The sequence below is a fragment of the Pseudomonas oryzae genome (genome assembly GCF_900104805.1).
Classification (GTDB): domain Bacteria; phylum Pseudomonadota; class Gammaproteobacteria; order Pseudomonadales; family Pseudomonadaceae; genus Geopseudomonas; species Geopseudomonas oryzae.
The window spans coordinates 2904926-2918646 of the sequence record NZ_LT629751.1; the positions used below are offsets into that span (position 1 = coordinate 2904926).

A 13721-nucleotide genomic window follows, 5' to 3' on the forward strand; every position below is an offset into this window, starting at 1 on the left:
ACCCGCCTGCCAAAGGACTGCCCATGACGCCCGAGCTCGACGTCCTGCTGGACCTGGCCAGCGCGCTGGCCATCGGCCTGCTGATCGGCGCCGAACGCGGCTGGAGCGCGCGCGACGGCGCCGACGAGCGCCTCGCCGCCGGCGTGCGCACCTTCGGCCTGGTCGGCCTGCTCGGCGGCCTGGCCACGCTGCTCGCCGGCCACTTCGGCGCGCTGGTGTGGGTCGGCGTGCTGCTCGCCCTGGCCATTCTCAGCACCACCGCCTACGTGATCGGCCTGCGTCACGATCCCGACCAGGGCCAGACCAGCGAGATCGCCCTGCTGCTGGCCTTCCTCCTCGGCAGCCTGGCGCTGGCCGACAGCCGCCTGCTGGCCGCCGGCTGCGCGGTGGTGGTGGCCCTGCTGCTGCGCCTCAAGGAGCCGATGCATGCGGCGCTGCGCCGGCTGTCCGCCGCGGAGCTGTCCGGCGCGCTGAAACTGCTGTTCATCTCGCTGGTGCTGCTGCCGGTGCTGCCCGACCGCGGCTACGGCCCCTGGCAGGTGTTCAACCCCTACGTCACCTGGTGGATGGTGGTGCTGATCGCCGCCCTGGGCTTTGCCGCCTACGTGGCGGTCCGCCTGATCGGCACCCGTCACGGCCTGCTGCTGACCGCCCTGCTCGGCAGCGTGGTGTCCTCCACCGCCATGACCCTCACCCTCGCCCGCCTGCATGGCCAGCGCGAGCTGCACGCCCTGCTCGCCAGCGGCCTGCTAGGCACCTCGGCGCTGGTGTTTCCGCGGGTACTGCTCGAGGTGGCGGTGATCAACCCGCCGCTGGTGCAGGGGCTGCTGTGGCCGCTGGCGGCCGCGACGCTGGTCTATGCCCTCGGCGCCCTGTACTGGTGGCAGCGGGCCAAGGCGACGGAGCTTGACGCGGCAGCCGAGCCACCGCTGCAGAACCCCTTCGAGCTGGGTCCCGCGGTGCGCTTCGCCCTGCTGCTGGCGCTGATCCTGCTGCTGGTGGAAGTCGCCCGCCGCGAGCTGGGCGACCTCGGCGTCTACCTGGTGTCGGCGCTGTCCGGCATGACCGACGCCGACGCCATCACCCTGTCGCTGTCGCGCAGCGCCCTCGGCGGGCTGGACCCACAGGTGGCGGTACGCGGCATCGCCCTGGCGGTGCTCAGCAACAGCCTGATCAAGGGCGTGCTGATCGCCCTGCTCGGCGGGGCGCGCCTGGCCCTGCTGACCCTGCCGATCATGGCCGCCGGTCTCGCTCTCGGCGTCAGCCTGCTGCTCTAGGCCGGGTCCTCGTCCAGCGCCAGCGGCAGGCTGGCCGAGCGCGCCAGCCAGTCCGCCGGCAGGCTCTTGCTGGCGCGGGCGCCGAGCAGCTTGAGCTGTTCGCTGCGCGAAATCAGGTCACCGCGTCCGGCGGTGAGCTTGTTGCGTGCGCTGGCGTAGGCCTTGTCGAGCTGCTGCAGGCGATTGCCGATCTCGTCGAGGTCCTGGACGAACAGCACGAACTTGTCGTACAGCGCGCCGGCGCGCTCGGCAATCTCGCGGGCGTTGAGGTTCTGCCGCTCCTGGCGCCACAGGCTGTCGATCACCCGCAGGGTAGCCAGCAGGGTGGTCGGGCTGACGATCACGATGTTCTGCGCGAAGGACTCCTGGAACAGCGTCGGCTCGGCCTGCAGGGCGGCGGCGAAGGCGCCCTCGAGCGGCACGAACAGCAGCACGAAGTCCAGGCTGTGCAGGCCTTCGAGGCGCTGGTAGTCCTTGCCCGACAGGCCCTTGAGGTGGCTGCGCAGCGACTGCACGTGCTGCTTGAGCGCCTGCGCCCGCGCCGCCTCGTCCTCGGCGGCGACGTACTGCTGGTAGGCGGTCAGGCTGACCTTGGCGTCGACCACCACCTGGCGCTCGCCGGGCAGACGCACCAGCACGTCGGGCTGGAAGCGCTCGCCGCCGGCTCCGCGCAGGCTGACCTGGGTGTCGTACTCGCGGCCTTTCTCCAGCCCGGCGTGCTCGAGCACCCGCTCGAGCACCAGCTCGCCCCAGTTGCCCTGGGTCTTCTGCCCCTTGAGCGCGCGGGTCAGGTTGGTCGCCTCCTCGCCCAAGCGCTGGTTGAGCTGCTGCAGGCGCTCCAGCTCCTTGCCCAGCGAGAAGCGCTCGCGCGCCTCCTGTTGATAACTCTGCTCGACGCGCTGCTCGAAGCTGTGCAGGCGCTCGCGCAGCGGATCGAGCAACTGTGCCAGGCGCTGCTGGCTGCTCTCGGCGAAGCGCTGCTCACGCTCCTCGAAGATCTTCCCGGCCAGTTCGGCGAACTGCGCCCGCAGCTCGTCGCGCGCCGCCTGCACCTCCTCGAGGCGCTGCTGGTGGCCCTGCTGCTGCTCGCGCAGCGCGCTGGCCAGCGCCGCGCGTTCGGCGGCGAGGTCGCGCAGTTCCTCCTCGCGCTGCAGGCGCTCCTGCTGCCACTGCTGTGCCGCTTCGACGGCCTTCTGCCGCTCGGCGCCGAGCAGTTGGCTCTCACGGCGCAGCGCGGCGTTCTCGCCCTGCAGGGTCAGCAGCAGACGTTGCTGGCTCTGCAGTTCGGTCCTGGCCTGGTCGAGACGCTCGCCGAGCTCACCGCGCGCCTGCTCGCTGGCCGCCAGGCGCTCTTCCAGCACGCCTGCCTGCTGCAGCGCCTGACCGCGCTGCTGCTGCAGCCGCCAGAGCAGGATGCCGGCCGGCAGGGCGGCGGCGACAAGACCGAGCAACAGGCTGGATAACTCGAAGGGCATGAGCGAACTCCACAGGCGATGCCGGCGAGTATAACTGCGGCGGACCGACTGAACCGCGCTGGCCTGCGGCCCGGAGCGTTCAATCCACAATTACTGTGGATAACTGGGTGGACAAATTCCGGACAGATCGTCCCGCGCCCTACAGCGCATGGCCCGCAGACAATCTGGTTGTTTTTTGACCAGCGCTTTTATGCTTGTTTTTCAACGGATTATTGCTTCAGGTCATGAGCGCGCGGACGCACCAACGGCGTGCCGCCTGGCTGCGCGCCTGCGCCACGATTCTGTGCACAAGCTCACACGGCGCCTCCGTCTGGCACCACACCGGCGCCTGCTGCGCCGACCCGGCGCCATCATCCGGTGCACAAACGAAGGGGGCCGGCTGCTTGCGCAACCGGCCCCCGGTGAACAGCTCGCCGCAGACGCCTTACAGCGGCTTGCCGCGGTTGCCGTGCTGGCTGACAAACTGCTGGACGGCCTTCAGGTCGTTGGCCAGCACGGTGCAGCGCTCCTCGCGCTGGAACAGGTCGGCCAGATGCGCCGGCAGTTGCGGCGCCTCGCCGACGCCGGCCTTCTCCACCGCTTCCGGGAACTTGACCGGGTGCGCGGTGCCGAGCACCACCATCGGCAGGGCCAGGCTGCGGCGGCACTCGCGGGCGGCCTTGACGCCGATCGCGGTGTGCGGGTCGAGCAGGTAGCCGGTCTCGCCATGCACCTCGGCGATGGTCGCGCAGGTCGCCTCGTCGTCCACCGCCAGCGAGTCGAACAGGCGGCGCGCCTCGGTCCAGCGGTCGTCGGCGACCGCCAGCTTGCCGGTGGCCTTGAACTCGTCCATCAGCTTCGCCACTTCCAGACCGTTGCGGCCGTGCAGGTCGAACAGCAGACGCTCGAAGTTGGAGGAGACCATGATGTCCATCGACGGCGACAGCGACGGATGCAGGGTGTCCTTGTCGTAGCGGTTGCCGGACATGAAGCGGTGCAGGATGTCGTTGCGGTTGGTGGCGACGATCAGCTGGTTGATCGGCAGGCCCATGTTGCGCGCCAGGTAGCCGGCGAAGATGTCACCGAAGTTGCCGGTCGGCACCGAGAAGGCCACCGAGCGGTGCGGCGCGCCGAGCTGCAGGGCGGCGTGGAAGTAGTAGACGATCTGAGCCATGATCCGCGCCCAGTTGATCGAGTTGACCGCCACCAGACGGGTGCCCTTGAGGAAGCCCTGGTCGGCGAAACTGGCCTTGACCATCTCCTGGCAGTCGTCGAAGTTGCCTTCGATGGCGATGTTGTGGATGTTGTCGCCGAGGATGGTGGTCATCTGCCGGCGCTGCACTTCGGACACGCGGTTGTGCGGGTGCATGATGAAGATGTCGACGTTCTCGCAGGCCTTGCAGCCCTCGATGGCCGCCGAGCCGGTGTCGCCGGAGGTGGCGCCCATGATCACCACGCGCTCGCCGCGCTTGGTCAGCACGTGATCGAGCAGGCGGCCGAGCAGCTGCAGGGCGAAGTCCTTGAACGCCAGGGTCGGGCCCTGGAACAGCTCGAGCACCCACTCGTTGGCGCCCAGCTGGGTCAGCGGCGCCACCGCCTTGTGGGCGAACACGCCGTAGGTCTCTTCGAGAATCCGCTTGAAGTCGGCGTCGGCGATGCTGCCGGCGACGAACGGGCGCATCACCCGGAAGGCCAGCTCGTGGTACGGCAGGCCGGCCCAGGAGGCGATCTCCTCGACGGTGAAGCGCGGCAGGTTTTCCGGCACGTAGAGACCGCCGTCGCTGGCCAGGCCGGCGAGCAGCACGTCTTCGAAGTTGAGGGCCGGGGCCTGGCCGCGGGTACTGATGTAACGCATGGGAAAAACCTTCGGTGCGGGCTGCCGGTCAGACCGGCAGCCGTTGACGGATTAGTTGAGCTGCTCGACGCGGATGCGCACGACCTGGCCGGCGACGCCCTCGAGGGCTTCCAGGGCGGCGATGGCGTCGTTGATCTGCGCTTCGCACACGCGGTGGGTGACCAGGATCATCGGCACCAGGCCGTCATGCTCCTCGGCTTCCTTCTGCATGATCGACTCGATGTTGATGCCGCGCGCGGAGAGGATGCTCGCCACCTGAGCCAGCACGCCCGGATGGTCCTTGGCCTGGATGCGCAGGTAGTAGGCGCTCTCGCAAGCCTCGATCGGCAGGATCGGATGGTCGGACAGCGCATCCGGCTGGAAGGCCAGGTGCGGCACGCGGTTCTCCGGGTCGGTGGTCAGCGCGCGGACCACGTCGACCACGTCGGCCACCACCGCCGAGGCGGTCGGCTCCATGCCGGCGCCGGCGCCGTAGTACAGGGTGCTGCCGACCGCGTCGCCGTTGACCATCACCGCGTTCATCACGCCGTTGACGTTGGCGATCAGGCGGTCGGCCGGAATCAGGGTCGGGTGCACGCGCAGCTCGATGCCGGCCTCGGTGCGGCGGGCGACGCCCAGGTGCTTGATGCGGTAGCCCAATGCCTCGGCGTAGTTGACGTCGGCGGTGGTCAGCTTGGTGATGCCCTCGGTGTAGGCCTTGTCGAACTGCAGGGGAATGCCGAAGGCGATGGAGGCGAGGATGGTCAGCTTGTGCGCGGCGTCGATGCCCTCGACGTCGAAGGTCGGGTCGGCCTCGGCGTAGCCCAGCGCCTGGGCTTCCTTGAGCACGTCGTCGAAGGCGCGGCCTTTCTCGCGCATCTCGGTGAGGATGAAGTTGCCGGTGCCGTTGATGATGCCGGCCAGCCAGTTGATGCGGTTGGCGGACAGGCCCTCGCGGATCGCCTTGATCACCGGGATACCACCGGCCACGGCGGCCTCGAAGGCGACGATGACGCCCTTCTCGCGCGCCTTGGCGAAGATCTCGTTGCCATGCACGGCGATCAGCGCCTTGTTGGCGGTGACCACGTGCTTGCCGTTGTCGATGGCCTTGAGCACCAGCTCGCGGGCCACGGTGTAGCCACCGATCAGCTCGATGACGATGTCGATTTCCGGGTTGGCGACCAGTTCGAACACGTCACCGGTGATGGGGGTACCGGTGGTATCGCATTGCGGGTTGGCGTCACGCGCGGCAATCTGGGCCACTTCAATACCACGCCCGGCACGGCGGGCAATCTCCTCGGCATTGCGTTTGAGCACATTGAAGGTACCGCCACCGACGGTTCCCAACCCACAGATACCTACTTTCACCGGTTTCACGCTCAGTTCCCCATCTTCACTACGCAGAACGGCCGGGAATCCCGGCCGATTAAAAGATCCGCACATTACGAACTGGTGGATTGTTAGTCAATCCGCCAGCATCAGTTGCTCTTGGCGGCGAAGGCGGCCTGGGCCAACTGCGGCGCCGGCTGGTAGCCGGGAATCATCTGGCCGTTGGCCAGCACGATGGCCGGAGTGCCGCGCACGCCGATCATCTGACCCAGCTGGTACTGCTTCTCCACCGGGTTGTCGCACTGCGCCGCCGGCACGTCCTGGCGCTGCTTGGCCAGGTCCATCGCCGCCTGGCGATCCTTGGCGCACCACACGCTGACCAGGGTGTTGTAGCCATGGCTGCCGACGCCCTGACGCGGGAAGGCGACGTAGCGCACCTCGACGCCACGGCGGTTGAGCTCGGGCACTTCGCTGTGCAGTTTCTGGCAGTAGCCGCAGTCGGTATCGGTGAACACGGTGATGTGGGTCTTCTTCTCCGCCTTGGCGTCGGCGGGGAATACCACCATCTCGGCCGCCGGGATGGCGTTGATCGCCTTGGCCACGCCCTTGCTCTCGGCCTGCTCGGTGAGGTTGACGGTCTTGCCGTCCTTGACCTGGAACAGGAAGCCCTGCAGGACGAACTGGGCGTCGGCGCTGGTGTAGAGCAGACGCCCGCCCTTGAGCTGGACCTGGTAGAGGCCGGGCATCGGGCTTTCACTGATCGCCTCGATCGGCAGGTCCGGCTGCAGCGACTTCAGGGTCTGGCGGATGGCCTCGTCCGGCTCGGCGGCGAGGGCAACGGCGCTGGCCAGGCCGAGAGCGGCGGCAGCGAGGAAACGGGGCAGGCGCATGGGAACTCCTTGCGGCAACAGCGACTGGAAATAAGAAAGCCTAACACATCCACCCCACCACCCCGCTGTGCCGTCACGCACGCTGCCGGGCGGCGCTCAGCCGCGGGGATGGTGCTCGGCGTGCAGGGCCTGCAGGCGGGCACGCGCCACATGAGTGTAGATCTGCGTGGTCGACAGGTCGCGGTGGCCGAGCAGCATCTGCACCACGCGCAGATCGGCGCCGTGGTTGAGCAGGTGGGTGGCGAAGGCATGGCGCAGGGTGTGCGGCGACAGCGGCTTGTCGATCCCGGCACGGCGCGCGTGCAGCTTGATGCGGTGCCAGAAGGTCTGCCGGGTCATCTGCTCACCGCGCAGGCTGGGAAACAGCACGTCGCTGGGCCGGCCGATCAGCAGCTCGTCGCGGGCCTGGCGCAGGTAGCGCTGCAGCCAGACGATGGCCTCCTCACCGAGCGGTACCAAGCGCTCGCGGGCTCCCTTGCCGAACACCCGCACCACGCCCTGGCGCAGGTTGACCTGCTCAAGGGTCAACGCCACCAGTTCGCTGACCCGCAGGCCGCAGGCGTAGAGCACCTCGAGCATGGCGCGGTCACGCAGGCCGAGCGCCTCGCCGCAGTCCGGCGCGGCCAGCAGCGCTTCGACGTCGGCCTCGCTGAGGGTATGCGGTACCGCCCGCGCCTGGCGCGGCAGGTTGACCAGCAGGGTGGGATCCTCGGCGACCACGCCCTCGAACTGGCAAAAATGGTAGAAGCCACGCAGGCAGGACAACAGGCGGGCGGTGGAGCGCGCGTGATAGCCGTTGTCGAGACGCCAGCCGAGGTGCTCGCGAATCAGCTCGCGATCGACCCGCTCGAGATCGAAGCCGCGCTCCGTCAGCCAGCGGCGGAACAGCGCGAGGTCGCTACCGTAGGCCTCGCGGGTATGCCGCGCCAGACCCTTCTCCAGCCAGAGGGATTCGAGGAAACGTTCGATCAGCGGATGAGCGGGTGCGGACATGACAGGCGGTCGACAGCCTTGGGGCAGACCAGTCTGGCACGCTGCTCGGCTGGCGACCAGCCCGGCCGCCGCGGACCGCTCACGACAGCGCGGCGGGCAAACGCCAGGCATGAAAAAAGCAGCCCGAGGGCTGCTTCTTTCTGCTCAGGGAAGCGGGTCTTAGACCAGCTTCTCCTTGATGCGGGCGGCCTTGCCGGACAGGTCGCGCAGATAGTACAGCTTGGCCTTGCGCACGTCGCCGCGACGCTTGACGGTGATGCTGTCGACCAGCGGGCTGTAGGTCTGGAAGGTACGCTCGACGCCGAAGCCGCTGGAGATCTTGCGCACGGTGAAGGCGCTGTTCAGGCCGCGGTTACGCTTGCCGATCACCACGCCTTCGAAGGCCTGCAGACGCTGACGGTCGCCTTCCTTCACCTTCACCTGGACGATCACGGTGTCGCCGGGGGCGAACGCCGGGATCTCTTTGTTCATCTGTTCAGCTTCGAGCTGCTGAATGATCGGGTTCTTGTTGCTCATGCTGTGCTCCATAGACAAGCCTGCGGCCTGCCATCGATACGTTAACTATCGTTCTGCTGGCGGATATATTCGTCCAGCAGCTTTTTCTCTTCTCCAGAAAGCGAGCGACTATCCAGAAGATCGGCTCGGCGTTCCCAGGTACGCCCCAGGGCTTGTTGCAAACGCCAGCGCCGGATGTGTTCGTGGTTGCCGCTGAGCAGCACCGGCGGAACACTTTTGCCCTCGTACACCTCGGGTCGGGTGTAGTGCGGGCAATCGAGCAGGCCGTCCGTAAACGAGTCCTCCTCGGCGGAATCTGCATGCCCCAACGCTCCGGGCAGCAACCGCGTAACCGCATCGATCAGCACCATGGCCGGCAGCTCACCGCCGGACAGGACATAATCGCCGATCGACCATTCCTCATCCACGTGCGTCTCGATGAAACGCTCGTCGATGCCTTCGTAACGCCCGGCGATGAGGATCAGACGCTCCTCCTTCACCAGTTCGCGGACAGCCGCCTGGTCAAGACGACGCCCCTGCGGCGACAGGTAGATCACCTTCGCCACTCCGCCTGTGGCCGCCTTGGCAGAAGCCAGGGCCAGCTCCAGCGGCTTGATCTTCATCACCATCCCCGGGCCACCGCCGAAGGGCCGGTCGTCCACCGTCTGGTGGCGGTCCTCGGTGTAATCCCGCGGATTCCAGCAGTGCAGTTGCAGGAGTCCCTGCTTCACCGCGCGGCTGGTGATGCCGTACTCGCTGATGGCGCCGAACATTTCGGGGAACAGGCTGAGAACGTCTACCCGCATGGGTCAGAAATCCGCATCCCAGTCCACCCGCATCTCGCCGGCGGCCAGGTCGATGTGCTGCACGCATTGCTCCGTGTAGGGCAACAGGCGCTCGCGATCGTCCAGACTGCCCGCGCAGGGCTTCACCACCAGCACGTCATTGGCGCCGGTTTCCAGCAAGTGATCGACCCGACCGAGCAGTTGCTCGTCCTGGTTGATGACCTTCAGACCTTCCAGCTGATACCAGTAGTACTCGTCATCTTGCAGTGCCGGCAGCTGGCTGCGCGGAACACAGATGAGGAATCCGGTATAGCCACGGGCCTCGTCGCGATCGTCGAGCCCCTTGATCTTGACAGTCAGCGCCTTGCCTTGCAGGCGCCCGCTTGCCAGTTCGACCTGACGAACCTCGCCATCGCGCGTGAGCGTCCAGTGACGGTAATCCAGCAGGTTATCCAGCGGATCGGTGTAGGAATAGACCTTCACTTCCCCGCGGATGCCATGCACCGAAAAGATTTTGCCGAGTACGACCAGATCCTCGGCGGGTGCCGGCGTATGTTGCATGATCAAGGACTCAGGCTTTCGCCGCTTCCTTGAGCAGTTGGGCAGCGCGCTCGGACGGCTGGGCGCCCTGGCTCAGCCAGTACTGGGCACGCTCGGCGTTCACGGAGAGACGCACTTCACCACCAGTGGCGACCGGGTTGAAGAAACCGATGCGCTCGACGAAACGGCCGTCACGGGCGGAGCGGCTGTTGGTCACGGTCAGGTGGTAGAAAGGGCGCTTCTTGGAGCCGCCACGAGCAAGACGGATGGTTACCATTGAACTTCGTTCCTGTAGTAGGTGCTTGCAAAAGCTGTATGCACACTAGGGCCCACGGCCCGAAAGGCCGCACATTTTAAGGATTATCCCGGAAAAAGCAAAGCCATTTTGCGGCACGCGCCATGGCGCGCACCGTTCCGGGGCATCCTCGCTGTCGCGCGCGGCCAGGCCGCGCACTACGTCCGGCGATCTCGCTTGCGCGACACCGCCGATCGATCCTCACATCTTCGGCATGCCGCCCGGCATCAGGCCGCTCATGCCGCGCATCATCTTGGCCATGCCGCCCTTGGCGGTGACCTTCTTCATCATCTTCTGCATCTGCTTGTGCTGCTTGATCAGGCGACCGACGTCCTGCACCTGGGTGCCGGAACCCAGCGCGATGCGGCGCTTGCGCGAACCGCTGATCAGCTCCGGATCGCGACGCTCGGCGGGGGTCATCGAGTTGATGATCGCCTCCATCTGCTTGAACTGCTTCTCGGCGACGTTCTGCACGTTGCCCATCTGGCCGAGATTGACACCGCCGAGCATCGGCAGCTTGTCCATCAGGCTGCCGAGGCCGCCCATGCTCTTCATCTGCTGCAGCTGGTCGCGGAAGTCCTCGAGGTCGAAGCCCTTGCCCTTCTTCAGCTTCTGGGTGAGCTTGGCCGCCTTCTCGCGGTCCATGGTCTGCTCGGCCTGCTCGATCAGGCTGAGCACGTCGCCCATGCCGAGGATCCGCGAAGCCACGCGGTCGGGATGGAACGGATCGAGCGCCTCGCTCTTCTCGCCCATGCCGAGGAACTTGATCGGCTTGCCGGTGATGGCGCGCACCGACAGCGCGGCACCGCCGCGCGCGTCGCCGTCGACCTTGGTCAACACCACGCCGGTCAGCGGCAGGGCATCGTTGAACGCCTTGGCGGTGTTGGCGGCATCCTGGCCGGTCATGGCATCGACGACGAACAGCGTCTCGATGGGGTTGATCGCGGCATGAACCTGCTTGATCTCCTCCATCATCTCGTCGTCGACGTGCAGACGACCAGCAGTGTCGACGATCACCACGTCGATGAACTTCAGCTTGCCCTCGGCGATGGCCGCACGGGCGATGTCCACCGGCTTCTGGCTCAGGTCGGAGGGGAAGAAGGTGACCCCGACCTCGCCTGCCAGGGTCTCCAGCTGCTTGATCGCCGCCGGGCGGTAGACGTCGGCCGACACCACCAGCACCGACTTCTTCTTGCGCTCCTTGAGGAAGCGCGCCAGCTTGCCGACCGTGGTGGTCTTGCCCGCGCCCTGCAGGCCGGCCATCAGGATCACCGCCGGCGGCGCGGCGTTCAGCGCCAGGTCCTCGTTGGCCGCCCCCATCAGCTCTTCCAGCTCGGCGCGGACGATCTTCACGAACGCCTGGCCCGGCGTCAGGCTCTTCGACACCTCGGTGCCGACCGCACGCTCCTTGACCTTGTTGACGAAGTCCTTGACCACCGGCAACGCCACGTCGGCCTCGAGCAGGGCCATGCGCACTTCGCGCAGAGTGTCCTTGATGTTGTCTTCGGTCAGCTTGGCGCGCCCGGTGACGTTGCGCAGCGTCTGCGACAGACGGTCGGTCAAATTCTCGAACATGCACGTTCCTTTAACGAGGGAGCTTGCGGCAAGGCGCGGGATTATAGCCGAGAGCTCCGCGCGCCGACACCGCCCGCAGGCTTTCGTGGATAGCCGGTCTGTGCCAAACTCGGCAACTTCGAGGCTTTCCCCACAAGGACTTATGACGCCTTTGCTGCCCAGCCTGGCGGCGGCCGGCCTGTACGCCGGCGCGGCCCTGTACCAGGCCCTGCTGCTTTCCCGTCGCGCGCTGCCGGACAAGCGCCTGCTCGGCCTGGTCGGCCTGCTGGCCCTGGCGGCCCATGCCTTCGGCCTGCGCCTGCTGCTGATCCACGACGGCGCCCTGCTGCTCGACTTCTTCAACGCCGCCAGCCTGGTGGCCGCCGCGGTGATCGCCCTCACCCTGCTGGCCAGCCTGCGCATTCCGGTGGAGAACCTGCTGGTCCTGCTGTTCCCGCTGGGCAGCCTGACCACCCTGCTGGCCCTGCTGCCCGGCGGCACCACCCAACCGATCGTGGAGGAGCCGGGCATCCTCGCCCACATCCTGCTGTCGATCCTCGCCTACGGCCTGCTGACCATCGCCGTGCTGCAGGCCCTGCTGCTGCTGCTGCAGAACCACCAACTCAAGCACAAGCACCCCTCCGGGATCATCCGCAACTTCCCGCCACTGCAGACCATGGAGAGCCTGCTGTTCGGCTTCCTGTGGGGCGGCTGGAGCCTGCTGTCGCTGTCGCTGCTGTCCGGCTGGCTGTTCCTCGAGGACCTGTTCGCCCAACATCTGGTGCACAAGACCCTGCTCGCCTGCCTGGCCTGGGTGACGTTCGGCGTGCTGCTGTGGGGCCGCCACCAGCTCGGCTGGCGTGGCGGCAAGGCGATCCGCTGGACCCTGGCAGGCTTCCTGCTGCTGATGCTGGCCTACTTCGGCAGCAAGCTGGTCCGCGAATTCATCCTGCACATCTAATCCAGTAGGACAGCCACTGCCGTGGACGACTACCATTCGGGCCTGCTGTTCGGACTGCTGGTGTTCCTGATCGCCTGTTCGGCGTTCTTCTCCAGCTCCGAGACCGGCATGCTCAGCCTCAACCGCTACCGCCTGCGCCACCTGGCCCGCGAGGGACACAAGGGCGCCCGGCGTGCCAGCGAACTGCTCAGCCGCCCCGACCGCCTGCTCGGCACCATCCTGGTCGGCAACAACGTGGTCAACATCCTCGCAGCCTCCATCGCCACGGTGATCGCGGTGGATCTGTGGGGCGAGGCCGGCATCGCCATCGCCACCGTCGCGCTGACCGTGGTCATCCTGATCTTCGGCGAGATCACCCCCAAGACCCTGGCCGCCCTGCGCCCGGAGCAGGTCGCCTACCCCGCCAGCCGCCTGCTCCTGCTGCTGATGCGCCTGCTCTACCCACTGGTGTGGCTCACCGGGGCGATCAGCAACGGCCTGCTGCGCCTGTTCGGCGTCGACCCGGCGCAGAGCCGCCAGGAAAGCCTGTCCACCGAGGAGCTGCGCAGCGTGGTGCGCGAGGCCGGCGGCGGCCTGCCGCTCGACCGGCAGAACATGCTGCTGGGCATCCTCGACCTGGAGAAGGTGTCGGTCAACGACATCATGGTCCCGCGCAGCGAGGTGGTCGGCATCGACCTGGAGGACGACCTCGAGCAGATCGTCACCCAGCTGCGCAGCACCAGCCATACCCGCCTGCCGGTGTACCGCCACGACCTCAACCAGATCGAAGGGGTGGTGCACATGCGCCGCATCGCCCGCCTGCTGACCCACAGCCAGCTGACCCACGAGACCCTGCGCAGCGCCTGCGTGGAGCCCTACTTCGTGCCGGAGAACACCCCGCTGTCGACCCAACTGATCAACTTCCAGCAGCGCAAGAGGCGCATGGGCATAGTGGTCGACGAATACGGCGAGGTGATCGGTCTGGTCACCCTCGAGGATATCCTCGAGGAGATCGTCGGCGAGTTCACCACCCAGCCCGACCTGCACGAGCAGGAGGTTCACCCGCAGGAGGACGGCAGCTACCTGGTCGACGGCAGCGCCAACATCCGCGAGGTCAACCGCGAACTCGGCTGGCACCTGCCCTGCGACGGTCCGCGTACCATCAACGGACTGGTCACCGAGGCCCTCGAGCACATTCCCGACAGCAGCGTGTGTCTAAAGATCGGCCCCTACCGCCTGGAAATCCGCGAGGCGACCAACAACCGGGTGCAGAGCGTGCGCATCTGGCGCAGCGCCGGCGAATCCGCCCCGCACTGACTCCGCAATGCAAAGGGC

At 67.0% G+C, this 13721-nt stretch carries 13 protein-coding genes; 3 read left to right on the forward strand and 10 right to left on the reverse strand.

Translation table 11 applies throughout. The features are described from left to right. Positions 1-23 precede the first annotated feature (23 nt). Positions 24-1277, forward strand: a complete 1254-nt coding sequence (locus BLT78_RS13095; protein ID WP_090349388.1) for an MgtC/SapB family protein — start codon at positions 24-26, stop codon at positions 1275-1277. Here BLT78_RS13095 and rmuC read toward each other — a convergent pair. From rmuC to ffh, 10 genes are all read right to left on the reverse strand, one after another. After that, a complete protein-coding gene (gene rmuC / locus BLT78_RS13100) occupies positions 1274-2752 on the reverse strand; it encodes a DNA recombination protein RmuC (protein ID WP_408003085.1) in 1479 nt (492 codons plus the stop codon). The two genes, BLT78_RS13095 and rmuC, sit on opposite strands and share 4 nt — an antisense overlap. Before the next feature lie 424 nt (positions 2753-3176). Beyond that, a complete protein-coding gene (gene thrC, locus BLT78_RS13105) occupies positions 3177-4586 on the reverse strand; it encodes a threonine synthase (RefSeq protein WP_090349389.1) in 1410 nt (469 codons plus the stop codon). Between the two features lie 51 nt (positions 4587-4637). Then, a complete protein-coding gene (locus tag BLT78_RS13110; protein ID WP_090349390.1) occupies positions 4638-5942 on the reverse strand; it encodes a homoserine dehydrogenase in 1305 nt (434 codons plus the stop codon). 101 nt (positions 5943-6043) lie between these two features. Beyond that, complete coding sequence (locus BLT78_RS13115) at positions 6044-6784, reverse strand: DsbC family protein (RefSeq protein WP_090349391.1); 741 nt, start codon at positions 6782-6784, stop codon at positions 6044-6046. A 96-nt stretch (positions 6785-6880) separates the two neighbouring features. Then, entirely contained in the window at positions 6881-7777 is an 897-nt protein-coding gene (xerD, locus tag BLT78_RS13120) for a site-specific tyrosine recombinase XerD (protein ID WP_090349392.1), read from the reverse strand. A gap of 159 nt (positions 7778-7936) precedes the next feature. Then, positions 7937-8293 carry a 50S ribosomal protein L19 gene (rplS, locus tag BLT78_RS13125; protein ID WP_090349393.1) on the reverse strand — a complete coding sequence of 119 codons (357 nt, stop codon included), beginning with the start codon at positions 8291-8293 and terminating at the stop codon, positions 7937-7939. A gap of 41 nt (positions 8294-8334) precedes the next feature. Then, positions 8335-9078, reverse strand: a complete 744-nt coding sequence (trmD, locus tag BLT78_RS13130; protein ID WP_090349394.1) for a tRNA (guanosine(37)-N1)-methyltransferase TrmD — start codon at positions 9076-9078, stop codon at positions 8335-8337. Positions 9079-9081: 3 nt separating this feature from the next. After that, positions 9082-9618, reverse strand: coding sequence for a ribosome maturation factor RimM (gene rimM, locus BLT78_RS13135; protein ID WP_090349395.1), 537 nt, complete (start codon positions 9616-9618; stop codon positions 9082-9084). A gap of 10 nt (positions 9619-9628) precedes the next feature. Further along, the gene (rpsP, locus tag BLT78_RS13140) at positions 9629-9874 is read right to left on the reverse strand and encodes a 30S ribosomal protein S16 (RefSeq protein WP_090349396.1); all 246 of its coding nucleotides are present in this window, start codon (positions 9872-9874) and stop codon (positions 9629-9631) included. A gap of 219 nt (positions 9875-10093) precedes the next feature. Beyond that, the gene (gene ffh, locus BLT78_RS13145) at positions 10094-11467 is read right to left on the reverse strand and encodes a signal recognition particle protein (protein WP_090349397.1); all 1374 of its coding nucleotides are present in this window, start codon (positions 11465-11467) and stop codon (positions 10094-10096) included. 142 nt (positions 11468-11609) lie between these two features. Between ffh and BLT78_RS13150 the strand changes: the two genes are divergently transcribed. Both BLT78_RS13150 and BLT78_RS13155 read left to right on the forward strand, forming a co-directional pair. After that, the gene (locus BLT78_RS13150; protein WP_090349398.1) at positions 11610-12407 is read left to right on the forward strand and encodes a cytochrome C assembly family protein; all 798 of its coding nucleotides are present in this window, start codon (positions 11610-11612) and stop codon (positions 12405-12407) included. 21 nt (positions 12408-12428) lie between these two features. Next, complete coding sequence (locus BLT78_RS13155; RefSeq protein WP_090349399.1) at positions 12429-13703, forward strand: HlyC/CorC family transporter; 1275 nt, start codon at positions 12429-12431, stop codon at positions 13701-13703. Positions 13704-13721: the final 18 nt, after the last annotated feature.